The 24990-nt window shown below is 43.4% G+C and carries 22 protein-coding genes, 1 other RNA gene, 1 pseudogene and 1 other annotated feature; of the genes and pseudogenes, 2 read left to right on the top strand and 22 right to left on the bottom strand.

Features of this window, described 5'->3' with window-relative positions; genetic code table 11:
• Window positions 1-3: 3 nt before the first annotated feature.
• The 13 genes from ruvX to cymR form a co-directional block, all read right to left on the bottom strand.
• Window positions 4-420 carry a Holliday junction resolvase RuvX gene (gene ruvX, locus TV75_RS14790; protein WP_044339563.1) on the bottom strand — a complete coding sequence of 139 codons (417 nt, stop codon included), beginning with the start codon at window positions 418-420 and terminating at the stop codon, window positions 4-6.
• 3 nt (window positions 421-423) lie between these two features.
• Entirely contained in the window at window positions 424-690 is a 267-nt protein-coding gene (locus TV75_RS14785) for an IreB family regulatory phosphoprotein (protein ID WP_034757362.1), read from the bottom strand.
• Window positions 691-773: 83 nt separating this feature from the next.
• Window positions 774-3407, bottom strand: a complete 2634-nt coding sequence (gene alaS, locus TV75_RS14780; protein WP_044339562.1) for an alanine--tRNA ligase — start codon at window positions 3405-3407, stop codon at window positions 774-776.
• Window positions 3408-3469: 62 nt separating this feature from the next.
• Window positions 3470-3698 (bottom strand) — a binding site (T-box leader).
• 75 nt (window positions 3699-3773) lie between these two features.
• Window positions 3774-4850, bottom strand: a complete 1077-nt coding sequence (locus TV75_RS14775) for an AI-2E family transporter (protein ID WP_044339561.1) — start codon at window positions 4848-4850, stop codon at window positions 3774-3776.
• A gap of 445 nt (window positions 4851-5295) precedes the next feature.
• Entirely contained in the window at window positions 5296-5436 is a 141-nt protein-coding gene (locus TV75_RS21575) for a YrzQ family protein (RefSeq protein ID WP_113971292.1), read from the bottom strand.
• A gap of 6 nt (window positions 5437-5442) precedes the next feature.
• Window positions 5443-5628 carry a hypothetical protein gene (locus TV75_RS22390; RefSeq protein ID WP_034757353.1) on the bottom strand — a complete coding sequence of 62 codons (186 nt, stop codon included), beginning with the start codon at window positions 5626-5628 and terminating at the stop codon, window positions 5443-5445.
• 201 nt (window positions 5629-5829) lie between these two features.
• The gene (bioB, locus tag TV75_RS14765) at window positions 5830-6831 is read right to left on the bottom strand and encodes a biotin synthase BioB (RefSeq protein WP_044339560.1); all 1002 of its coding nucleotides are present in this window, start codon (window positions 6829-6831) and stop codon (window positions 5830-5832) included.
• 21 nt (window positions 6832-6852) lie between these two features.
• Window positions 6853-7449, bottom strand: a complete 597-nt coding sequence (locus TV75_RS14760) for a biotin transporter BioY (protein ID WP_044339559.1) — start codon at window positions 7447-7449, stop codon at window positions 6853-6855.
• A 187-nt stretch (window positions 7450-7636) separates the two neighbouring features.
• The gene (gene recD2 / locus TV75_RS14755; protein WP_044339558.1) at window positions 7637-10030 is read right to left on the bottom strand and encodes an SF1B family DNA helicase RecD2; all 2394 of its coding nucleotides are present in this window, start codon (window positions 10028-10030) and stop codon (window positions 7637-7639) included.
• A 17-nt stretch (window positions 10031-10047) separates the two neighbouring features.
• Window positions 10048-10719, bottom strand: a complete 672-nt coding sequence (locus tag TV75_RS14750) for a tetratricopeptide repeat protein (RefSeq protein ID WP_044339557.1) — start codon at window positions 10717-10719, stop codon at window positions 10048-10050.
• 172 nt (window positions 10720-10891) lie between these two features.
• Entirely contained in the window at window positions 10892-12007 is a 1116-nt protein-coding gene (gene mnmA / locus TV75_RS14745; RefSeq protein ID WP_044339556.1) for a tRNA 2-thiouridine(34) synthase MnmA, read from the bottom strand.
• A gap of 48 nt (window positions 12008-12055) precedes the next feature.
• Window positions 12056-13198 (bottom strand): cysteine desulfurase family protein, encoded by a 1143-nt coding sequence (locus TV75_RS14740; RefSeq protein WP_044339555.1) that lies wholly within the window; start codon window positions 13196-13198, stop codon window positions 12056-12058.
• A gap of 13 nt (window positions 13199-13211) precedes the next feature.
• Window positions 13212-13631, bottom strand: coding sequence for a cysteine metabolism transcriptional regulator CymR (cymR, locus tag TV75_RS14735; protein ID WP_044339554.1), 420 nt, complete (start codon window positions 13629-13631; stop codon window positions 13212-13214).
• Between the two features lie 216 nt (window positions 13632-13847).
• Here cymR and TV75_RS14730 point away from each other — a divergent pair, with 216 nt between their 5' ends.
• Both TV75_RS14730 and TV75_RS14725 read left to right on the top strand, forming a co-directional pair.
• The gene (locus TV75_RS14730; RefSeq protein WP_044339553.1) at window positions 13848-15122 is read left to right on the top strand and encodes a replication-associated recombination protein A; all 1275 of its coding nucleotides are present in this window, start codon (window positions 13848-13850) and stop codon (window positions 15120-15122) included.
• A gap of 440 nt (window positions 15123-15562) precedes the next feature.
• The gene (locus TV75_RS14725; protein ID WP_044339552.1) at window positions 15563-16282 is read left to right on the top strand and encodes a hypothetical protein; all 720 of its coding nucleotides are present in this window, start codon (window positions 15563-15565) and stop codon (window positions 16280-16282) included.
• Between the two features lie 416 nt (window positions 16283-16698).
• Here the strand turns inward: TV75_RS14725 and TV75_RS14720 are convergent, their stop codons facing one another.
• From TV75_RS14720 to hisS, 9 genes and pseudogenes are all read right to left on the bottom strand, one after another.
• Window positions 16699-17649 (bottom strand): ABC transporter permease, encoded by a 951-nt coding sequence (locus TV75_RS14720; protein WP_044339551.1) that lies wholly within the window; start codon window positions 17647-17649, stop codon window positions 16699-16701.
• Window positions 17642-18568, bottom strand: a pseudogene (locus tag TV75_RS14715) (ABC transporter ATP-binding protein). Before TV75_RS14715 ends, TV75_RS14720 begins: the two are co-directional and overlap by 8 nt.
• Complete coding sequence (locus TV75_RS14710; RefSeq protein ID WP_044339550.1) at window positions 18568-19278, bottom strand: ABC transporter ATP-binding protein; 711 nt, start codon at window positions 19276-19278, stop codon at window positions 18568-18570. The pseudogene TV75_RS14715 and the gene TV75_RS14710 overlap by 1 nt, the downstream one beginning before the upstream one ends.
• Before the next feature lie 2 nt (window positions 19279-19280).
• Window positions 19281-19655 (bottom strand): GntR family transcriptional regulator, encoded by a 375-nt coding sequence (locus tag TV75_RS14705; protein ID WP_044339549.1) that lies wholly within the window; start codon window positions 19653-19655, stop codon window positions 19281-19283.
• A gap of 3 nt (window positions 19656-19658) precedes the next feature.
• Window positions 19659-20438, bottom strand: a complete 780-nt coding sequence (locus tag TV75_RS21210; RefSeq protein WP_052504573.1) for a hypothetical protein — start codon at window positions 20436-20438, stop codon at window positions 19659-19661.
• A gap of 218 nt (window positions 20439-20656) precedes the next feature.
• Window positions 20657-21421: a tRNA threonylcarbamoyladenosine dehydratase gene (locus TV75_RS14695; protein WP_044339548.1), complete on the bottom strand. Its 765-nt coding sequence runs from the start codon at window positions 21419-21421 to the stop codon at window positions 20657-20659.
• Window positions 21422-21620: 199 nt separating this feature from the next.
• Window positions 21621-21810: non-coding RNA, 6S RNA (ssrS, locus tag TV75_RS21570), on the bottom strand.
• A gap of 70 nt (window positions 21811-21880) precedes the next feature.
• Entirely contained in the window at window positions 21881-23647 is a 1767-nt protein-coding gene (gene aspS / locus TV75_RS14690; RefSeq protein ID WP_044339547.1) for an aspartate--tRNA ligase, read from the bottom strand.
• A gap of 31 nt (window positions 23648-23678) precedes the next feature.
• On the bottom strand, window positions 23679-24953 hold the full coding sequence (gene hisS / locus TV75_RS14685) for a histidine--tRNA ligase (protein WP_044339546.1): 1275 nt from the start codon (window positions 24951-24953) through the stop codon (window positions 23679-23681).
• Window positions 24954-24990 lie beyond the last annotated feature (37 nt).

The raw sequence follows: 24990 nt of genomic DNA, 5'->3' as shown, positions 1-24990 counted from the left end.
TCATTATTTTTGGCTGTCAAGAAATCCTTGAAGGATCATCATCGCAGCCATTTTATCAATTACTTTCTTACGTTTCTTCCTACTTACATCGGCCTCTAAAAGGACTCGTTCAGCTGCCATTGTACTCAGTCGCTCATCCCAATATTTAACGGGAAGGGATAACTCTTGCTGAATCAATTCTCCATAAGCTTTAGACGCTTCTCCACGGGGACCAATTGAGTTGTTCATATTTTTAGGCAATCCGACTACAACTGTACCCACCTGGTACTCTTCGGCAAGTTCCTTTAATCGGTCGATCCGGAACACACCTTGATCTTCGTCAATCTTAATCGTTTCAATTCCTTGAGCAGTCCAACCAAGCTCATCGCTAATTGCGACTCCCACTGTTTTAGAGCCGACGTCTAAACCCATTACACGCATGTATTATCCCTCTTTGTGCTGTTTCAAATACGATTTGACTAATTCTTCGATGATCTCATCACGTTCTAAACGGCGGATGATATTTCTGGCATCTTGATGTCTAGGAATGTAAGCAGGATCTCCAGATAATAAGTACCCTACGATTTGATTGATCGGGTTGTACCCTTTTTCTTGAAGAGCATCATGAACCTGCAGGAGTACTTCCTTCACGTCATGTTCGAACGGCTCCTCTGAAAAATCAAACCGCATCGTTTTGTCAAAAGAACTCATTTTTAGCACCTCTCTTTAGGCTTGTCTTTTTGACAACCGAATTGTTAATCGTTACCTACATTGTACACCACTTTCACAAGGAGTTAAATGGATTTGACCCATTCTTCTACAATTTGCAGTGCTTCTTCTACTTTTTCCGGGTGTTTACCCCCGGCTTGAGCCATGTCCGGACGGCCACCGCCTCCTCCACCACAGCGTGAAGCCACTTCTTTAACAAGTTTTCCAGCATGATATCCTTTTTCGACTAAGTCCTTCGTAACTCCTGCAATGATCGTAACTTTGTCGTCCCCAGTTGTTGCCAATACAATAACCCCGGAGCCCAATTTAAGTTTAAGATCATCCATCATTGTACGTAATCCATTGCTATCTCCAGCAGCCACTTTCGCGGAAAGAACATTTACCCCGTCAATGACTTTAACTTGATCCGTTAAGCTACCTGCTTCTATGTTAGACAACTTTGCGGATAATGATTCATTTTCTCTTTGAAGCTCTTTCATTTCCACTAATAAAGAGTCCACGCGATTGACGACTTCTTTAGGATTCGCTTTAAGTTTGCCTGCTACTTCCTTCAGTTGGGAAACCTGATCATTCAACACTTTATAAGCATTCTCTGCTGTAACAGCTTCAATCCTTCTCGTTCCTGCTCCGATTCCACTTTCAGAAAGGATCTTAAATAATCCGATTTCAGACGTGTTCGCTACATGACAGCCACCACAAAGTTCTAAGCTATATTCTCCAATCGATACGACGCGAACCTCTTCCCCGTATTTTTCACCGAATAAAGCCATAGCCCCCATCGCTTTTGCCTCTGATAATGATTTCAGGGCTGTGTTCACTGAAATAGCCTTCCATACCTTCTCATTGACGATGGTTTCGATCTGCTCAATCTCTTCCTGGGAAACAGAACCGAAATGAGAGAAGTCGAAACGCAGGCGATCTGGTTCCACTAATGAACCTGCCTGGTTTACATGATCTCCAAGGACATCTTTCAATGCCTGATGAAGGATGTGAGTAGCTGTGTGATTTTTCTCCACTCTTGTTCTGGATTCACGGGACACTTTCGCTAGCACCTGCGCATGTTGCTCTAACGTACCCTCTTCAACGATGGCAGAGTGAAGGTTTTGACCATTGGGCGCTTTCTTGACGTTTGTCACCAAAACCTTCACACCCATGGCTTCAATGTATCCTTTATCGCCGATTTGTCCGCCGCTCTCTGCGTAGAAAGGTGTCTGGTCCAGAATGAATTGACATTCCTGTCCTTTATCGACCTTCGGCTGGCGTTCATTGTCTACCAACAATTCAAGAATAGTAGCAGTCGTTTCTAATGTGTCATACCCTACAAAGCGACTTTCTACCGTGATGTCACTAAGGACTCCACCCTGCACCTGCATGCTTCCTACATCCTGGCGAGCCGATCTCGCTCTTTCACGCTGAGCTTCCATTTCTTTTTCAAAACCATCATGGTCAACTGTTAATCCTTCTTCTTCTGCATATTCTTCCGTTAATTCAACCGGGAATCCGTACGTATCATACAAACGGAAGACATCCTCACCAGGAACGATCTTGTTACCTGCAGATTTTTGTACCTTGATGATGGAAGAAAGAATAGCTAACCCCTCGTTCAATGTTTCGTGGAAGCGATCTTCTTCATTTTTCACTACTTTTTGGATGAATTCAGCCTTTTGTTTCACTTCCGGGTAGAAATCCACCATGATTTCAGAAACAACCGGGACCAATTCATACATGAATGGACGGTTGATTTCAATTTGCTTCGCAAATCTAACAGCACGGCGAAGCAGTCTTCTTAAGACATAGCCGCGGCCTTCATTGGATGGAAGAGCTCCGTCACCGATGGCAAAGGCAACCGTTCTGATATGATCGGCGATGACTTTGAACGCTACGTCGATGTCATTGTCTTTACCGTAAGACTTACCGGAAATTTCTTCTGTCGCCTTTATGATCGGCATAAATAAATCGGTATCAAAGTTTGTAGGTACTTCTTGTACGACACATGCCATACGTTCAAGTCCCATACCTGTATCAATATTTTTCTTAGGGAGCGGAGTGTACGTTCCGTCAGGGTTATGATTGAATTGTGAGAACACAAGGTTCCATACCTCAAGGTAACGATCATTCTCTCCACCCGGATATAATTCAGGGTCTTCAGGATTGTCCCCATATTCAGGCCCGCGATCGTAGAAAATTTCTGTATTCGGGCCACTTGGACCTTCCCCGATATCCCAGAAGTTCCCTTCAATACGGATGATCCGTTCAGCTGGTACGCCCACTTTTTTGTTCCAAATATCAAATGCTTCATGATCTTCGGGGTGAATGGTAACGGAAAGCTTCTCGGGATCGAAGCCGACCCATTTTTCATCCGTCAAGAACTCCCAAGCCCATTCGATCGCTTCTACTTTAAAATAATCCCCAATCGAGAAGTTCCCAAGCATTTCGAAAAACGTATGATGACGGGCTGTTTTCCCTACGTTCTCGATGTCATTTGTACGAATGGATTTTTGAGCATTCACGATTCTTGGATTTTGAGGAATGACACGCCCATCAAAATACTTCTTTAATGTAGCTACTCCACTATTGATCCATAAAAGGGACGGATCTTCATGGGGAACTAATGAGGCACTTGGCTCCACACCATGTCCTTTTTCCTGAAAGAAATCTAAAAACTTCTGACGAATTTCTGCGCCTGTTAATTTGTTCATTTTCAAGCTTCCTCCTTTATATGTATGGTTAAAAAAGAATACAAAAAAGCCCTCATCCCTAAAACAGGGACGAGAGCTGTTTCTCGCGGTACCACCCTGGTTATGAATAAAGGAAAGCCCTTAGACTTTTCTTATATTCATCCCTCAAAACACCTTAACGCGGATAGACGGCAGGTTTTACCTGCACTCAGGATTAGCGTTCGGTTATCCTTCATCTGGAATCCCTTGCAGCCTGGGGAATCCCTCTCTATAAGATGGACTATAACGTACTCGATCCTTCATTGCATTATTTTATACGAATACTTGTATATGTTGGATTATAGAAATATTCACTGTATTTGTCAATGTTGATTCTTAATTTTTCAGCTAATCTTCCCCTGCTGCATGAAGGAAATGGGTCCGTCCATGTAAAATAGCTACTTTTACCACAGCTAAAAAAGGGACTGCAACAATCATGCCGATCACTCCTCCTACCTCACCACCGATGATAAGGGCAGCCATAATAAACAGAGGATGCATATGAAGGCTTTTTCCGACAATGAGGGGTGATAAGATATTCCCCTCCAGGAATTGGAGAACTACGACCATGATGACGACATATATCATCATATTGACAGAGATGGTACTTGCCACAATGGCAGCTGGAACCGCTCCGATAATCGGTCCGAAATAGGGGATTACATTGGTTACTCCAATAATCAATCCGAGGATCAAGGGATATTTCATACCGATCAACCAGAGTGTCAATGCTGAAAGTCCCCCAATGATCAAACAAACTAAAAGCTGTCCCCGGATATAACCTCCCAGCGATTCATCCACATCCTTTGAGAATGAAATCGCGCTATTCTTCCATTTTTTTGGGATAAGCTGCCAAAGGAATTTTTTCACCTTAGTAATATCCTTTAATAAATAAAAAGATACGAAGGGAATGATCGCAACAAGAAGCAAGCTGTTCATAAACTTCATCACAGTGGCCAGAACGACTGCCACCAGACCCGTCAACCAGGCCTCGATCCCGTCAATTCTTTCCTCTAATTGTGATTGTATTCCGTCTGGCCAAGTGGAGGTCTCGCTTTGCACATAGTCCAGCCACCTCTGGTATTGTTTTGTAAAAAGTGGCGCATTCTCTGATAAATCTTTCAGCTGATGTATGATGATTGGTGTCCCCTTATAGACCGCGTACCCTAATCCTCCGAAGAAAAGGATGTAGATGAGCATGATCGCTATACCTCTATGAATGCCAGCCTCATGGATTTTCTCTACTATTGGATGAAGCAAATAGGCGATGAATCCCCCGATCAAGAAGGGTAGGAGAGAAAAGAACAATACTTCCAGGACCGGATGCCATACAGGCTTTAATAAGTAGAGAATATATAGGAATAAAGAAAAAATAAGAGCTATTGAAAGTCGGTACAACCATTTGGCATAGGGTCTCTTTTCCATTATCAACACTTCCTCTCTTCTTCTCTAGTGTTGGAATGTAGGAGGGTTTTTTATTCATTGGACATACGTGGTCAGATAAGGCAGACCTGACAGGGAATTTAGGGGATAGTAGTATGGGTGAGGGGGGTGCCGCTGATATATCGGGTATTCCGCTGATAAAATTACGATTTCGCTGATATTTCGGGTATTCCGCTGATAAAATTACGATTTCGCTGATATTTCGGGTATTCCGCTGATAAAATTACGATTTCGCTGATATATTGGGTATTCCGCTGATATCCAAATAACAGCTTGTTGTGTCGATAAAGATTTAGTGATTTTTTCTTCATTTACTATCCATTTAATACTTCTTAAATTGAAATAAGAAATAATCATTACTCCCACTTATCATTTTTAAGTGGAATATTAAAAAAAGACTGACCCGAAAGCCAGCCTTTTTATGCTGTTAAAAAAGTTTCTTTACTTGTTTACGAATTCGTTTCATTTGTCTTTGGTTCATCATATTGGATCTCTGAGAATAGATAGAAGCAGCGATTCCTGCTCCAAAACCAACGATGGATGCAAATGTTTTGTTCAAGAAAGACACCTCTTCCTAGCTTAGTCGGCGTTCTTCCTCATCAAACAAGTCGTCTAAGGAGCTCAGTGATCCATCCTCTTCTACTTGATGAGTATGAATGACTCCTTTCGACAAGGAAAGTTCTATATAGCAACCCCAACAATAATATTGGTTGATGCCGATCTTTCCGATATCTTTGCTCTGACAATTTGGACACTTCATCGGTAAGGCTCACCTCTGGTTACACCAAAAATGGTGATTATTCCCTACCATCATGACCAATCCGGGCTCAATTTATACTTGTTTAATGAGAATATCCGCACAAACGGTGAATCACCGTTCTTATATAGTGTGGGATATTTTCCTGATTTCATAATGAGTAACCTTTTCCAAAGCACCCACCTAAATATATTTAGCAGATTTTTATGAAGTTACCTGCTCCCTTTCTTCTTTTACATAATCAATTTCAAACCCCAGATCTTCAAGCATTTGGTGATCGGCTGTCCCTTCCTGGCCTGCGGTTGTTAAGTAATCACCAACAAAGATCGAGTTAGCCGGATAAAGTCCCAGGGGCTGTAAACTGCGCAGGTTCACTTCCCGTCCCCCGGAAATACGGATTTCTTTTGTTGGATTGATGAAGCGCATCAAACAAAGGACTTTTAAACAATATCTCGGATCGAGTTCATTCGTTCCTTCGAGGGGTGTACCGTCAATCGCATGAAGAAAATTCACTGGAATCGAGTCAGCATCTAGCACCTTTAGGCTGAGGGCCATATCAACAACATCCTGCAACGTTTCTTTCATTCCCACAATGATTCCAGAGCAAGGTGATATGCCTTGTGCCTTCGCTTGCTCAACCGTATTCACCCTGTCTTCGTATGTATGGGAAGTAGTGATATTTTCATGATGATTTTCTGAAGTATTGATGTTATGGTTGTAACGGTCCACTCCTGCTTCTTTCAGCCGTTTTGCCTGGTCACCTTTTAATAACCCCAGGCATGCACATACCTTTAAGTTGTATTGCTCTTTTATTTCCTTCACCGCTGAAACCACATGATCCACTTCACGATTGCTCGGGCCTCTTCCACTCGCAACAATGCAATAGGTACCTACATTAAGTTGGTGAGCATTTTCAGCTCCCTTTAAAATCGTTTCTTTATCGACCATGCGATATTTTTCGATCGGTGCTTTTGAAACGATGGACTGTGAACAATAGCCGCAATTTTCAGGGCATAAACCCGATTTCGTATTGATGATCATGTTTAATTTTACTTTGTTTCCATAATAATGTTTTCGAATCAGATATGCGCTATGTAATAATTCTAAAAGCTCATCATCCGGGCTTTGTAAAATCGATATTGCCTCTTCATTCGTCAATTCTTCACCCTCGATTACCCCAACTGCCAGTTCCTTCCACGTTTTCATATAAACTTCTCCCCCTTTTGTTTAAGCCGCTCTTTTTAAATTCTTAAATGTACTTTTTAAAAGCACCGTTTTCTCCAGACGATGAGCCATTAATCCGGCACATACGGCCAATATGATGTCTTTCGGTAAAGGAACCACCATCCAGGCCCATGCAAGTTTATAAGTAAATCCTTCAGGAGCTGCAGCCCAAAGCTTGTATGCTGCATACATCCAGTTCGTACCAACCACATAATTGACAGCCATCCCGACCAGTGCCGCGAAAATGTAAACCTTGATCCCCTTGTGTTTCTCTACGATTTTCCCTGTAATGTAAGCTGTGAAAATAAACGAAACGATAAATCCGAAAGTCGGACTGACAATGGAAGATAACCCTGCTCCAAATCTTGCAAATACAGGAACACCCACTAATCCGACTAATGCGTACACCGACATGGAAATGGCTCCGACCCTGCTACCCAGGATGGCTCCTGCTAAAATCGCAAAGAACGTTTGTAATGTAATGGGAACACCACCCACTACCATGAAAGGTACAAATGTAGTAATGTTTGCCCCGATAGCCATTAACGCAACAAACATTCCTGCCAATGTAAGATCGATTGTCCTTAATTTTCTGTTCATCTGTCTTCCCCCATCTGTCATTTTTCTACAACATAAGGATATCGCTTCACTTAAATATATGTCAACTTAATTTTTATATTAGTTAACTTAAATACATTGAGCAGGTGACGTGTTTACCCTAATAAACTCAACAAAAAAAGGTTAACGAATGAATGATTTCCACCTGAGAAATATTCATTCGTTAACCTTATGCATTCATAAAATCATAGGGGCTGATGCCATCCATTCCTATCATGGGATCTTCATTGAGCAAGAGTTCTTCAATGGGTAAATCCTCATCAGAAGAAGAGATTACGTCGGCTTCAGGAGCCGTTAAATTTCTAAGTTTTTCGCTTAGGGTCGTTTTACGGAGAAAATCATCTTCTCTTTCAACTCCAAGAGTAAATGCGTCCAGCTCTCCACAAAGAATAAGGAACTGCTTGCTTCTTGTGATGGCAGTGTATAAGAGATTTCTTCGCAACATGCGATAATAGCTTTTCACCACAGGTAAAATCACGATGGGAAACTCGCTTCCTTGTGACTTATGGATCGAGCAGCAATACGCATGGGTAATTTGCATGAGATCCTGTCGTGTGTAGGTGACCTCGTTGCCTTCGTAAGAAACAATGATCATATCCTGCTTCTCTGTGTTTTCCTTTGCATAGAAAATCGAGACGATTTCACCGATATCTCCATTGAAGACATTGTTTTCAGGCTGATTGACAAGCTGAAGCACTTTATCTCCAATGCGATATTTCACATCTCCGAACGCGATTTCTTTTCGGGTCCCGTCATTGCTATTAAAGATCTCCTGTAGGAGTTCATTTAATCGATCAATACCGGCAGGGCCCCGGTACATAGGAGCAAGTACCTGTATATCTTTTGGGGAGTACCCTTTTTTCTTCGCGTTCTCAACGACTTTTTGAACGACTTCCGATATCTGATTGGTCCTGCAGGGAAAGAAGGACCGATCCTTTTGCTGACGGGTTAAATCAGCCGGGACTTGCCCCCTTTTCATATAGTGGGCAAGTTCAATAATAGAGGACCCCTCTTCTTGTCTATAAATATCCGTTAACCTTACCGTCGGCACCACTTCCGATTTCAGGAGGTCCTTTAGTACCTGTCCAGGTCCGACAGATGGCAATTGATCTTCATCCCCGACAAGGATCACCTGGATATCCTCAGGTAAAGCTTTCAAAAGTTGATGGGCGAGCCAGGTATCAACCATGGACACCTCATCCACGATCAGCAGCTTGCCTTCAATCGCCCGTTCTTCATCACTCTGAAATCCTTCTTGACCGTTCCAGCCTAAAAGACGGTGTATCGTCATGGCAGGGAGGCCCGTGGATTCGGTCATTCGTTTTGCCGCTCGCCCTGTCGGAGCTGTCAACAAGACAGGAAATGGTTCATCTTTGTAATCCTTTGGATCCAATGAGCAGCCATGCAGGTCAGCAAACAGCTCGACGATTCCTTGAATGACAGTCGTCTTTCCGGTACCAGGTCCTCCGGTTAACAGGAGCATGGGGGACATTAAGGCCGTTTCGATGGCTTCTTTTTGGGAAGGTGCATATTGAACTCCCAGACGGTCCTCGAGTGCTCCGAGTGACAGAAGAAATTCGGATTGAGGGAACTGGTCTTTGTACTGGGTCTGGGACAAGATTTTTTCAATATTGGTCACGATTCCTTTTTCTGAGAAGTAAAGAGAAGGAACATACACCTTTGTGCCTTCTCCTATTACTTTACTTTCTTCTTCCAAAGAAACTAATTGACTAGAAATTTCCGTATAGTCGATTTTCTCCGGCTGGCTTTTCTCGAGAAGCTCCTTTACCGTTACAATCAGCTCTTCCGCTTCCAGATAAACATGGCCCTGCTTGACACAAATTTGTTCCAGGGTATATAAACAGCCTGCTTTAATACGGTCAGGATGACTTCCGGTTAATCCAATTTTAGACCCTAATTCGTCGGCACGGGTAAAACCGATCCCTTCGATATCCTCTACAAGTTTATAAGGATTATTTTGGATGATTTCAAGGGCCTGCTCTTTATAGGCCTGATAGATCTTCATGGAGATCTGAGGTCCGAATCCCAGGTCATTCAGCACAATCATGACTCTCTCCAAGCCTTGATGCTCGGAAAGCGTATCATAAATACTCTTCGCCTTTTCCTTTGGAAGCTTAGGAATTTCATCTAAGAGGCCCGGATTTTCGAGAATTTTGGTGATGGCATTTTCCCCGATATGCTCCACGATCTTCTCGGCTGTTTTCTTCCCTATTCCTTTAAATAAATCGCTTGATAGATAATGGACGACACCTTGTGTGGATTGAGGGATTTCTTTCTTGAAGTGTTTGGCATGAAATTGCATGCCAAATTTGGGATGTTCCTGAAACCGCCCGTAAAACACATACGTCTCATCTTCATGGATTTTAGGGAAGTGCCCCGTTACGACCGCTTCCTTGTCTTCATAAGAATCATTCGTTTCGTCCACCCGGATCCGGACCACCGTATAAAGATTTTCCTCATTATGAAAAATCGTAACGAGATGCCTTCCTTTTATATAGATTTCTTCATCACCAAACAACTTTAAAGAGTCTTGCTGGCTCAAGGCAGTGAACCCCCTAACTATTCACTTTGTTCATTTTTAAGCTTTTCGATCATCTTGATGCCATACCCTGCCAACATATGGTCAGGCTGAACTTCGATTGCTTTGTTGAAATACATCAGGGCCTTATCCGCATCATCCTTATGGCCTGCGTATGCAACACCTAAGTTGTAGTAAGCATCTGCGTGTGTTGGATCTGCCTCCACTACCTGCGATAATTGCGCAATCGCTTCTTCGTAAGCTTCAACCTTCGCGAGACACAGTCCTAACTGGAAGCGCGCCTCCACGTCATCTTCATTCAATTCGACACTTCGTTGTAAGTAAGGAAGAGCGAATCTTGGCTGCTCTAGTTGGAACAGACTGACTCCAAGCATAAAATAAACGTCGGCATTCTCCATTCCCTTCGAAACAGCTTTTTCAAATTGATCCTTTGCTTCATCAAAGTTATTTTCGTTAAAGTATAGATTACCCAGGGAATAGTAGGCTGCCCCTGCATTATCGTCGATTGAGATCGCACGTTCAAAAAATTTCTTCGCCTTTTCATTGTCTCCAACCGACATGAGGACGTTTCCGAAATTAATATATCCGACAGGATCCTTGGGATTTTCTTCGATGGCTTCTGTAAAAAGTTTAACAGCCTCTTCTACTTTTCCTTCTTGCAATAACTCAATTCCTTTTAAATTCTTATCCATTTTAAACACCTCTATGTTTTCATTATTTATGTATGCAAGTTGAATGATGGTTTCTTCCACTTATCGTTAATAGTATAACATAAGGGACTTTCAATTTCGGTATCGATCAATGATGAAAAAAAGGACTGAGAGAAGAGAGCTTGCACATCTCTTCTTCTCAGTCCTTTAAGCATTAACCTACATAGGTAAGTTTTTTCTCATCTTTGTAAATGGTATCGATCGTTCCTCCACCCAGACACTCATCACCGTTGTAGAAAACAACCGCTTGTCCTGGTGTGACCGCACGGATGGGCTCGTCAAAAATGACTTTCACCTTGCCATCCTCCAAAGGAATAACCGTTACGTTGTTATCATCCTGGCGGTAACGGAATTTTGCCGTGCAGGCGAATTCAGCCGGTTTCTCCCCATTCGACGTCCAGTGGACATCTGTTGCAAGAATGGAATCCGAATAGAGGGCAGGATGCTCAAAGCTTTGACCCACATACAGGACGTTTCTCTCAAGGTCTTTCCCGATGGCGAACCAAGGCTCACCGGCTCCACCTATACCCAGCCCATGGCGTTGACCGATCGTATAGTACATTAATCCATCATGTTTCCCCATCACTTTACCGTCCAACGTTTCCATTTTTCCTGGCTGTGCCGGCAGATAATTACTTAAGAAATCTTTGAAGTTGCGTTCACCGATGAAGCAGATCCCCGTACTGTCTTTTTTAGTGGCAGTAGCAAGGCCCGCTTCCTTCGCAATTTCCCTTACCTTTTTTTTATCGATGCCGCCTAGGGGGAACATCACTTTTTCAAGTTGCTCCTGCCCTAATTGATTGAGGAAATACGTTTGGTCTTTGTTGTTATCGACACCGCGGAGCATCTTGTATTCTCCATCACGGTACTCGACTTGTGCATAGTGGCCGGTTGCCAGGTAATCTGCACCAAGCTTCAGTGCATGATCAAGGAATGCTTTGAACTTAATTTCTTTATTACACATCACATCCGGGTTTGGTGTTCTTCCAGCTTTATATTCGTCCAGGAAATACGTAAACACTTTATCCCAGTATTGTTTTTCAAAATTCACAGCGTAGTAAGGAATACCAATTTGGTTACATACTCGAATCACATCGTTGTAATCTTCCGTTGCTGTACATACTCCGTTTTCATCGGTATCATCCCAATTTTTCATGAAAATCCCGATGACTTCGTAGCCTTGCTCCTTTAATAATAATGCGGCTACAGAAGAATCCACACCACCAGACATCCCAACGACTATTCTCGTATCCTTTGGTTCTTTTTTCACTAACGCCACCTCCTTATTCCGTTCATTCGTCCACTTGAGACGAAAATCTTAAGATGTTACACGTTTTACAATTTTTGCGACTTCACTGGCAGTCCAGACAATTTGTTCCTCCGTATTGCCCTGACCAAAGCTGAAACGAATGGAGTTCCTTGTATTCTCTGACTGACTGCCAAACATCGCGACCAATACATGTGAAGGCTCTATAGATCCAGCTGTACAAGCAGAACCGCTTGATACAGCAATACCTGACATATCCAAATTCACCAGCATAGACTCTACATCTGTGCCGGGAAAACTTAAGTTTAGCACATGGGGTAATCCATACTCAAGAGATCCGTTCTCCTCAAACTCAATGCCTGCACCGGCTAACGTTTCTTTCAATAAAACCTTAAAAGCAGAGTACTGGGAATGTTTAACTTCTATCGCATTTTGAGCAATTTCTACTGCCTTTCCCAGACCCACGATCGCCGGGACGTTTTCTGTACCGGCACGGCGTTTTCTTTCCTGCTCACCACCGTATAATCCAGGTTGAAGATCCAGGTTCTTGTGTGAATATAAAAATCCGATCCCTTTGGGACCATTGATCTTATGACCTGAAACCGAAAGCAAATCAACCCCGAGCTCTTGCACATTTATAGCTGACAATCCGAAAGCTTGTACAGCATCAGTGTGAAAATAAGCTTGATGATCCTGCAGGATATTTCCGATTTCTTTAATCGGCTGGATCGTTCCCACCTCATTATTCCCAAACATGATCGTAACGAGGATCGTTTCGTCGCGAAGTTCTTTTTGCAGTTCTTCCAAGGATATCCTGCCTGTTCGATCTACGGGCAGGTACGTCACCTCAAACCCTTTGGACTCCAGGAATTTACATGCATGTAAAACGGCATGATGCTCTGTTTGTGTTGTGATGATGTGATTCCCTTTTTCCTTATTGGCTTCGGCAGAGCCGATAATAGCTAAATTATCAGCTTCCGTTCCACCACTTGTGAAAATGATTTCATTGTAATCTGCATGGATACTTTGAGCAATGATGGTACGTGCATGATCGACAAGATGACGTGATGCACGGCCAAACGAATGAATGCTCGATGGATTACCAAAGGTCTCCTTCATCACTGAAGTCATTTCTTCAATCACTTCGGGATGCATGGGCGACGTTGCAGCATGATCCAGATACACTCTTTCCATTTATCGTTACCTCCTAGATATAAAACATGTACGCATCTGATTCACCGTCATCGGAGTGGCTGGCCAAATCCTCAATCGTTGTATTATCGAGAACTTCCTTAACAGCATCCCGGATCCGTATCCACAGCTCACGCTTTGCCGGTTCTTCATCCTCAATTCCTTCTACAGGACTAATCGGACCTTCAAGGATCCGGATAATATCCCCCGCTGTAATTTCAGATGGCTCATGTCCTAATACATACCCGCCGTATGCTCCCCGGATACTTCTTACAAGTCCACCATTACGCAGGGGAGCCACCAGCTGCTCAAGATAATGCTCTGAGAGCTCATGCTGCTGTGCGATGGTCTTAAGTGAAGTCGGCCCTTCACCATGGCGTTTTGCTAATTCAATCATAATCGTTAAACCGTATCGTCCTTTAGTAGATATCTTCATGTCCAGCACCTCAAATATATTTAATAACGTTACAATAATAAACGAATGGTATTTTCCTTCTGTATTGACTTTTGTTATTATAGCATATCCGCCATCTCACTGTGAAAGGGACGGCTCCATTCTCTTTTCCCCTCCTTCTATCAACCACAATATTTCCTTATAAGAACCGCCTATGATAAAGTAATTTTAGCTACGTCAGTTTGGAGAGATGTTTTCATGTCTATTAAACCACTTGCCTTTAAGATGAGACCCAGAACCATTGATGAGATCATCGGGCAACAGCATTTAGTTGGAGAAGGAAAAATCATAGACAGGATGGTAAAAGCAAAACAGCTTTCATCCATGATCTTGTATGGTCCGCCCGGTATTGGAAAAACGTCCATCGCGAGCGCCATTGCCGGAAGTACGAAATACCGGTTTAAAACCCTGAACGCTGTAACAAATAATAAAAAAGATATTCAAATCGTAGCAGAAGAAGCCAAAATGTCTGGAAAAGTGATTCTTCTATTAGATGAGGTTCATCGCTTGGATAAAGGAAAGCAGGATTTTCTCCTTCCTTATTTAGAGAACGGGATGATCACCCTGATCGGGGCGACAACAAGCAACCCCTATCATGCAATCAACCCAGCGATACGAAGCAGATGCCAGATTTTCGAACTAAAGCCCCTTTCCATTGATGAAATGAAAATCGCCTTGCATCGAGCCATTGAAGATAAAGAACGTGGATTAGGGGAGTATTCACTTGATGTGACTGAAGAAGCGATTGAACATTTTGCAAGCAGCAGCTTCGGTGACGTCAGAAGTTCGTTAAATGCATTGGAATTGGCCGTTCTGTCCACTTCACCGGATGAGGAGGGTGTCATTCGGATCGATGTCAGCATTGCGGAAGAATGCCTTCAAAAGAAAAGCTTTTCTCACGATAAAGATGGAGACGCCCATTACGATGTCGTAAGTGCCTTTCAGAAATCGATTCGTGGAAGTGACGTGAATGCCGCTCTTCATTATTTAGGCAGACTCGTTGAAGCCGGGGATCTTCCAAGCATCGCCCGCAGACTATTAGTCATTGCCTATGAAGATATCGGACTCGCAAACCCTCAAGCAGGACCAAGAACATTGGCAGCTGTAGAGACAGCTGAGAAGATCGGATTTCCCGAAGCGAGAATTCCATTGGCCAACGCAATCATCGAACTTTGCCTTTCACCCAAATCGAACTCGGCGATCACGGCCATTGATCTTGCACTTGGCGATATCCGTAAGGGAAAAAGCGGCGAGGTTCCGGATCACTTAAAGGATGCTCACTATCAAGGAGCCAAAGAACTTGGAAGAGGAATCGAATACAAGTATCCACACAGCTATGAATCTGGATGGGTCCCGCAAACCTATTTACCTGACAAATTAAAAAATGCTCACTACTATACCCCAAAATCGACAGGCAAATTTGAACAGGCGATCGCCCAGGTGTATGAGAAAATTAATAAACAAATGAAATAACAAAAGCCAAAGGCGCCTCTAGCCGCCGGAGCTGGATAAATCAAAAGCGAAAGGTGGTTCATTGTGGCCCAAAGCTGGCATTTATCTATCAAAACCTGCTGAAAGGACGATCTTTTTGGCAGGTTTTTGTTTTTTGGACTGCTTTCCCATCCATATATCGGGATTGACGGGTGGTATTAAGGGGTAATTCCGGTTTGTTGTGCCACTTCCTCACAAACTTGTGCCAGATTTGTAGTTTGTTGTGCCACTTTCACCAAAACTTGTGCCAGATTCACATTTTGTTGTGCCAAATTGTGAACATCCTCCTAAGTTAAACGATTGACTTATCCAATCATGTTAAAATCACCCAGCCCAGTTGGCTTTCTCAAAATTTTTCTACTGTTGATGCCCATATCTCCTCACCCCATCATACATTAGTAAAAAGGCCGGGGGTGTATTGATTGATTATCATTGAAAATGGATCGTCAAGTATTGGGTTAACAAATCTATCACCTTTAGAGGAAAGCATCGTTAAAGCACTTGATAGCAGTCCTACAGATTATCGTTACCGTAACTTAGGCGAGCTCCAATTTGAATTAAAGATGCGGGAACGATTCATTGTCAATGCAAGGAGCATGGATGAGGGTGACGCCAAATTCGCTGCCTTTGAACACTCCTATTTCAACTCTGCTTTTTGGATCAAGACTCCATATGGATATAGGCTTCGTGATTCGAAGCTTCCATCAGAGGCCATTGAAGATGTTTTCATAAATAGCTCTGCCTATAGCTTCGAATGCGTCACCAGCATTGTCCTCATATACTATAAATCAATCCTCGATACAATCAGGACTTCTTATTTCAATCAGTTGTTCTCTCCTCTTTTAGTGTGGGGTCACAATTATGACGATGATATGAGCATGGTCACCTATGAAGGAGTGGACTATATTCCAGGGGATGTGTACTATTTCTCTAATCCAGACTATGAAGATCCGATATGGATGGGGGAAAATTCTGTGTTTTTAGAAGAGGATCAGTATTTTGGTCACGGTGTCGGAATCATGACTCATGATGAAATGATAGAAGCTTTAAATACCCTTCGAAAAAAAGATGCCACTGAACCAGCCTTTCTCCTTCAACAAGTCACACGCTTGAATTTCTCAAAATTATACCGGTATAGATAAAAGTGACGAACTCTGATGAGTCCGTCACTTTTTGGTTGCTTTTCTTTATCCAGCTACACCGGCTAGGCCCTCGAGGTCATAAGTCAAACCACCCACAAAGGCAAAGGGCGCCTTTTTGGGTGGTTCGTCTTATGCTTGTCGGGCCTTACCAAGCCGCCTCCGCTTTTCTTTGTCCAGCTACGGCGGCTAGGCCCTCGAGGTCATAAGTCAAACCACCCATAAAGGCAAAGGGCGCCTTTTTGGGTGGTTCGTCTTATGCTTGTCGGGCCTGATCAAGCCGCCTCCGCTTTTCCTTGTCCAGCTCCGGCGGCTAGACCCTCGAGGTCATAAGTCACCCCCCCCCATAAAGGCAAAGGGCGCCTTTCCGGGTGGTTCGTCTTATGCTTGTCGGGCCTGACCAAGCCGCCTCCGCTTTTCTATGCCGCTACATCCCTCTTATTAAAGACGATGAAGGCGAGCAGCTGGAAGATGATGAAGTAGATGACGAGCATGGTGATCGAGAAGCCCATGGTCATTCCGTCCACCAATGGCGGTGTGAAACCTGTGTATTGTGTCAGATCTGTGTTCGCGAACAGACTGAATTTTGCCCAGTCGAATCGAAGAGCGAGCAGGCTTGTTGCGTTAGCTCCCACGAACAAGAGGAATAGGGAGATCCCGATAGCCAGTGAGCTGCTTCTGAATACGGTGGAAATCATGAATGCCATCGTAGCCATCATCACGACATCGATGGTTTTCAATAAGTATGTTTTAATCAGGTACCCGACAATGTTCTGTTCGACTACCTTGCCATCCACATATGCTAAATGAGTGGACTGATCTGTTCCTCCAAATAGCAGGAGTCCAATAAGGAATGATACAACGAATAAGACAAGCAGCATACTCATTCCGAATAAAATGACGGTGAAATATTTGGATAACAGGATTTTGGTCCTGGAAATCGGACGGATGAGCAATAGCTTGATTGTACCCCAGCTGAACTCACTTGCCACAATCCCTGCTGCCACGATGATGGCAAACAGACCTACAACCAGAACGGAAAATGCATTCGTTTCGACAAACGTCCAAACGGTTTCTTTCACTTTTGGTTGAATGTCGTTTTCAATTCGATATTCATTGATGGCAATCCTTCTTTCAGTATCTTTCACGATAAACTTATTCATACTTGGATTTTCAGATAACATTTGCTTATCTGCTTCCACTTGTCCTGTCAGTTCCTGCTTCCAGTTTTCCGATTCCTTTGCTTTCCCGTCATCATACTTGGTGAAAGCTGCCGTAACACCAATAATAAGAATAAGCAATCCGAGCATGACATACGTTCCGACCCGCTTGAATATTTTTGTCCATTCATTTCTTATAAGACTAAGCATGCACGACCTCTCCTTTATCATTCGTAATTTCTAAGAATCTGTCTTCTAATGTTTTGGCAATTGGCATAACGCTATAAATTTGAACATCCGCTTCCACAAGAGCGCGAATGACGTTCGGTACTTGCTCTTTTGTTAGAGCGACCTGAACTTCCGAACCCTTGGTTTCAAATTTAATTCCTTGATCAAATACTTTCAGTACGGATTGGAGCTTTCCTGCATCATGTACCTCAAAATGATAAACCTGCTCTGACCCCTATACAAAATCACGGACCTGCTGCACATCGACAAGCTTTCCGGATTGGATGATCCCGATACGATCACACATCATTTCCATTTCAGATAATAAGTGACTCGATACGATGACCGCCATACCCTCTTCCTGGGCAAGCTTTCTGATATACGCACGAATTTCGCGGATTCCGGCAGGATCCAGTCCATTTGTAGGCTCATCGAGTATGAGGAGCTTTGGTTTATGGAGCAGGCATTGCGCCAGACCCAAGCGCTGTCTCATTCCAAGTGAATAAGTTTTCACTTTATCATTGATGCGATCTGTTAAACCGACAAGTTCGATGACTTCCTTCATTCTTTCTTCGGTGATTCCATTTTGCATGCGGGCAAAATGTTTTAAGTTTTGATATCCCGACATGAACTTATAGAGTTCCGGGTTTTCAACGATGGCACCAACATCCTTAATGGCACCTTCGAAATCTTTTTTGATGCTCTTCCCAGAAATCAGGACGTCTCCTTTTGAAATATTCATTAGTCCTACTATCATTCGGATCGTCGTCGTTTTTCCTGCTCCATTAGGTCCCAGAAAACCGAATACTTCCCCTTCATACACATCAAAGGATAAATTATCGATAATGGTCTTGCCTTTAATGACTTTTGAGACACCCTGTAATTGCACAACCGTCTTCATCACTTCATCTTCCCTTCTTTTTTCGTTGTTTGTTTCAACCACTGCAGGACTGACAATCCTTCTATTTCTCTAAGCTCTTCTACCTGACAGTGCCCCTTAATTTCTCCATCATTGATAATGAACGCTTCATCAAGTATCCCTTCAATTTCATCGATTTCATGGGTTGCTATGATCACTGTCTGATTCCCGAAATCGATATAGGATAAGAGACCTTTCACGATGGAGTCCCTTACCATAGGATCCAACCCTGAAAATGGTTCATCCAGGAGCAGGACCTCAGTATTTCGGGACAGGGCAAGAACAAGCTTCAGTCTGCCGCGATTTCCTTTCGATAAATGCTTGATCTTCTTCTTGCTGTCCAGCTCCATAAATCCCACTAACTCATGAGCACGAGTCAAGTCAAAGTCTGAGAATTGAGAGGCGTAATACCGGATCATCCCATCAACGGTAAATGCTTCGTAAAACATATCCAATTCGGTAAGATACGCCACTTCAATTGCTTGTTTCCGGGTAACAGGCTTACCGTTCATGGTCACAGTGCCTGCACTCGGAAGAACTAAACCTGCAATCATCTTTAAAGTGGTCGATTTTCCGCTGCCGTTCGGACCTAAAAGACCATAAATCTTACCCTTTTCAAATTGAAACGACGTATTCTTTAAGGCCATTTCATTTCCATATTTTTTGGTTACACTTTCAAATTTCACAACCATCTCTATTCCTCCCCTCTTTGGGCAAGGTATCTCTCGACGCCATTTATCATTTGTTCTTTTGTTAGTCCCAGTTCTTTCATATCCTTAATGAATGATTCAATTACTTCCTGTTGGACCTTTTCATTCAAAACTGAAAGAACCTCTTCCTTTTCCGTTACAAATGTTCCCTGCCCTCTCCTCGTCTCCACAATTTCCATCCTTTCTAATTCGCTGTACGTACGTTGAATGGTATTTGGATTCACCCCGGATTGAACGGCCATTTCCCGGACAGAGGGCAGTTTATCACCCGGAGTTAATTCTTTTCTTACAATCTCACGTATGATTCGATCAGCTATTTGAAGGTATATCGGCTTGGAAGCTGTATATTCCTCTGTCATGTACTACACCTCAACCTTACGATCTAATAACCAGCATGAAATGATAAATACGACAATCATGACTATTCCCTCAAATACAAACGGCAGCAATGGCAGCGGAATCATTTCAGGATCAAAACCGGCCTTCGCCTCATTGGAACCAACCGAGAAAAAGACACCCGAACTCACTTCAACAGTAAAAGTATCGAAGAGTAATCTTTCCACCCATTTAATGCTCGTAAGAAATGCGACAATACTTTGATACACAATGATAAAACCAGCTACAAAAATCCATCGTATACTCTTGATGGATGGATACTTTGAAAGAGAGTGGTAGAAGGTCCATAAGAAAATCGTCCATCCGGATATATACAGGCCCACCACCGTTACACCTAAATTAAAGAAGATGCCTTCTTTAATCGGCCAATAGGAGAAAAGAGAGGCTTCCGGATACATGAGCATGGAGATGATCCCCAGGCCATCCACTAATAGTAGTGACAAAGTGGAGTAAATAAATGCAATGATCAATTTGGGCAACAAGAGCATAAACCCGTTATAGGGACTGTGAAGCCAGAGCTGTGTTTTCCCTTCCAGACGAAGCATGGAGCATACGATGCCCGGAAGAAAGGCAAAATGAAATACACCGATCATGATGAGAAAGATTTGAACAATCGTTGGCTCTTTGACGAAATTCCCGATCACCAATCCAATAATGTAAATAAGAAAAATAATCGCTAACCAGCCAAAAAACCAAACCTTAGAGGTTTTAAAGTCTTTCCAAAGAAGACCTGTAAAAGCGTTCATACGTGCACTCCTTTTAACGTGTCATGGTGTTCTAGTTAGATAGTACACTATGACACGTTATACAGTCAATCCTTTTTCAACCTAATTAATGGAATTAGTTTTCAAGAATGTATAAATCTGGCTATGAGGAGGCTTGAAGTTGGATAGAAAATTCGCCGTACTGCTTAAAGGATAGAAAAAGGACTGAATCCATTTTAGATTCAGTCCTTTTTTGGGCATTATTTGTCTTTTACTCTTTTAATTTCAATATGCTTCAACAGCTGGTTCATCACATGACTGGCTGCAATCAAACCTGCAACCGATGGAACAAACGCATTGGAAGACGGAGGAAGTTGTGCTTTACGAATCTTCGCATCATCTTTTCCTACTTCTTTTCGAATATCTTCACGGATGACAATCGGACTTTCATCCGAGAAGACGACCGTCACACCTTTTTTAATTCCTTCTTTTTTCAATCGGGTACGGATGACCTTTGCGATTGGATCCGTATGCGTTTTACTGATATCCGCAATTTTGAAGCGAGTCGGATCGGTTTTATTAGCGGCTCCCATGCTCGCAATCAGAGGAATATCTCTGTTTAAGCATTCCTTCATTAAGTGAATTTTATAGGAGATCGTATCAGAAGCATCGATCACATAATCCAATCCCTGATTGAAAAATTCCTCGTACGTTTCCTCTGTGTAGAACATCTTTAAAGCAATGACCTCACAGTCTGGATTAATATCCATAATGCGGTCCCTCATCAGGTCGACCTTTGGCTGGCCCACTGTAGAGAGCAATGCATGAACTTGACGATTGACGTTGGTGATATCCACATCATCTTTATCCACTAACACAAGACGGCCTACACCTGATCTGGCTAAAGCTTCAGCAGCAAAGGATCCCACTCCCCCGATTCCGAGTACTGCCACCGTACTATTTTTAAGGGTTTGAAGTCCTTCCTTACCGATCGCTAGTTCATTTCGTGAAAACTGGTGTAGCAATATAATCAACTCCATTATAAGTATTCAACTAGGTTTATACTGAATTAGAATAAAGGAAAGGGGAACGAAAATCAATATGAAATGTTGTCCTTCCCCTTCGTTTACCCCATTAAAGCAGAATTTAGTCCCGACAAAAAAGCCAGGCCGCTATGAGCCTGACTCCTCAATCTATAAGATCTTCATTATCATTCATGTTTGGACAAGTCCCAATCGTGCCGTCGCCATCATTTCCTTCGTTTTGAACCCGCTCTCGGCAGGTGGGTGCTTTATTCCACTATTTGTTAGTCCCCGGCACGGGGCATGAACGCCTAGCAGAAACGTCAAGCTCCCAAAGTTTGAAGTGTTCGGTCAAAACTGTTAGGTAAAAACGTCGCACACATCAGGACTTGTTTGTGATTGTTTAAATAATATCATATCACCATGACGATTTCAACGAATGACCCCCTGAATTTATTTACATTATTCTACATCCAGCGACAAGGATAACTCTTTTAATTGAGCTTCACTTACTCCACCAGGAGCGTCAGTCAGCACACAGCTTGCACTCGCCGTTTTCGGGAAGGCAATCGTATCGCGAAGATTCGTGCGGCCTGCAAGGAGCATCACTAAACGGTCAAGCCCAAGGGCGATTCCGCCATGTGGTGGCGTTCCGTATTCGAAAGCTTCCAATAGAAAACCAAATTGTTCTTCTGCCTCTTCTTTTGAGAATCCAAGTACTTCGAACATTCTTTCCTGAATGTCACGCTCGTAAATACGTAATGATCCGCCTCCAAGTTCGTACCCGTTCAATACAAGGTCATAAGCTTCGGCACGGACGGATGCAGGGTCTGTTTCGAAGAGTTCAAGGTCTTCTCTCACCGGCATCGTGAATGGATGGTGGGCAGCATAGTAGCGGTTTTCACCTTCATCAAACTCAAGCAGCGGCCAGTCCGTCACCCATAGGAAGTTGAATTTCGTTTCGTCGATCAGCTTCAATTCCTTCCCTAATTTCAAACGAAGGGCACCAAGTGCATCTGCCACTACGGATTTTTTATCAGCGACAAACAGCAACAAGTCTCCTGCTTCTGCATGGGCTGAAGAAGAAATCCCGGAAGCATCTTCTTCCGTCACAAATTTGGAGATGGGTCCTTTCAGGCCTTCCTCTTCTACCTTTAACCAGGCTAACCCTTTTGCTCCGTAACGGGAGACAAACTCAGTCAAGCCATCAATATCTTTACGGGAATACTGTGATGCCCCGCCTTTTACATTGATCAGCTTCACTTGACCACCGTTCGCGACAGCGCCTGCAAATACTTTGAATCCTGAATCCTTTACGATCTCTGATACATCGATCAGTTCCATCCCGAAGCGTGTATCCGGTTTGTCAGACCCATAGCGGCTCATGGCATCGTCATACGTCATTCTTGGGATCGGCAGTGAAACGTTCACGTCTTTCACGTCGTTCATCAGTTTCTTCATCATATCTTCCACAAGTGAGATGATCTCTTCTTTATCCATGAAGCTCATTTCCATATCGATCTGTGTGAATTCCGGTTGACGGTCTGCACGAAGATCTTCATCACGGAAGCAGCGGGCGATTTGATAATAACGGTCGAAACCGGATACCATCAGCAATTGCTTGAAGATTTGCGGCGATTGCGGCAGCGCGTAGAATTCACCTTTATGGACACGGCTCGGAACCAGATAATCACGGGCACCTTCAGGCGTACTTTTCGTCAAAATCGGGGTTTCCACATCCAGGAATCCGTTATCGTTCAAGAAATTGCGGAAAGATGTCGTGACATTATGGCGCATTTTGAAGGTTTCCATCATCGCTGGACGACGAAGATCAACATAACGATATTTCAGGCGCACATCCTCGGACACTTCCGTCTGGTCATCGATCATGAATGGAGGTGTCTTGGCTTCATTGATGATTCGGACCTCTTCTGCGTGAATTTCAACTTTCCCAGTATTCAGGTTGGGGTTCACCGTTCCTTCTGCTCTCGCTACGACAGTACCTGTCACACTCAACACATATTCATTTCGTATTTTCTCTGCAAGGGCTAAAGCGTCTCCTGATAAATCCGGATTAAATACGATTTGTACGATTCCCTCTCTGTCACGAAGGTCGATGAAAATCAAGCCGCCCAGGTCCCTTCTCTTTTGCACCCAGCCTTTGATCGTGATTTTTTCACCAATATATGATTCCGTGATGTCTCCGCAATATGCCGTTCTTTTCGTCATCATGTTCTCCTCCTTATTGAATCAATGGGTTTTATTTACCGAGCTTATTTTTCATTTTCTCAACAAAGTGATCCAGACTTATTTCTTCCTGTTCACCTGTGGACATATTTTTCAGATTGATTTTATTTTCTTGTAATTCGTTGTCGCCGATCACGGCCACATATTTCGCATCGTACCGGTCAGCCGCTTTGAATTGGCCTTTCACCTTGCGATCCAGATAATCTTTCTCTGAAGAAATACCCGCCGCCCTCAAGGTGTGAAGAAGCTTAACGGAATAATCCTTTGCTTCTTTCCCAAGTGATACAATGAAGCATTCGACTCCATGTTCGATCGGAAGTTCGATTCCTTCTGCTTCTAAAGCTGAAAGAAGTCTTTCGATACTGAAGGCAAATCCGATTCCGGGTGTTTCCGGACCCCCGATCATTTGGACGAGCCCGTTGTAACGTCCGCCGCCGCAAAGGGTCGTGATGGCTCCAAAGCCTTCTGCCTCACTCATGATTTCAAAGGCTGTGTGGTTATAGTAATCAAGTCCGCGAACAAGGGTTGGATCGACTACGAATTCAACATCCATGTCCGAAAGGTGAGTTTGTACTTTTTCAAAGTAGTTCTTCGACTCGTCATTTAAGTAATCAAGAATCGATGGTGCTGTACCCATTAATTCATGATCGCGGTCTTTTTTACAATCCAGGATACGTAGGGGATTCTTCTCCAAGCGATTTTGACAATCGCCACAGAATTCATCGATGCTCGGCTTAAAGTGATTGATCAGTGCTTCTCTGTGGGCATTTCTACTGTCGGCATCCCCCAGACTATTAATCACAAGCTTCAATTGAGTCAGTCCCAGTTCCTTGTAAATTCCCATCGCAAGTGAAATCACTTCTGCATCAATCGCAGGATCTTCACTTCCAAGGGCTTCGACCCCGAACTGGACGAATTGACGGTATCGGCCGGCTTGTGGTCGCTCATAACGGAACATGGGACCCGAGTAGAAGAGTTTGGTCGGCTGATTCGGGTAACCGAACATCTTATTTCCTACAAAGGAACGGACCACCGAAGCCGTTCCTTCAGGTCGAAGCGCCAGGCTTCTGCCTCCCTGATCTTCAAACATATACATTTCTTTCTGAACGATATCCGTCGTATCTCCCACTCCCCGGGTGAATAATTCACTCGCCTCGAAAATGGGGGTGCGGATTTCCTTATACTGATAGTTGTGACAAAGGGACTTTGCCACTTCCTCTACATACTGCCATTTTTCCACTTCACCAGGCAGTATGTCCTGTGTACCTCTTGGAATCTGAATGGACAAGATGATTTCCTCCTTTTATCGTGCACGTTGATCTTTA

Source organism: Rossellomorea aquimaris, assembly GCF_000935355.1.
Classification (GTDB): Bacteria; Bacillota; Bacilli; order Bacillales; family Bacillaceae_B; genus Rossellomorea; species Rossellomorea aquimaris_B.
This window is presented reverse-complemented; position numbering and strand designations above follow the sequence as displayed.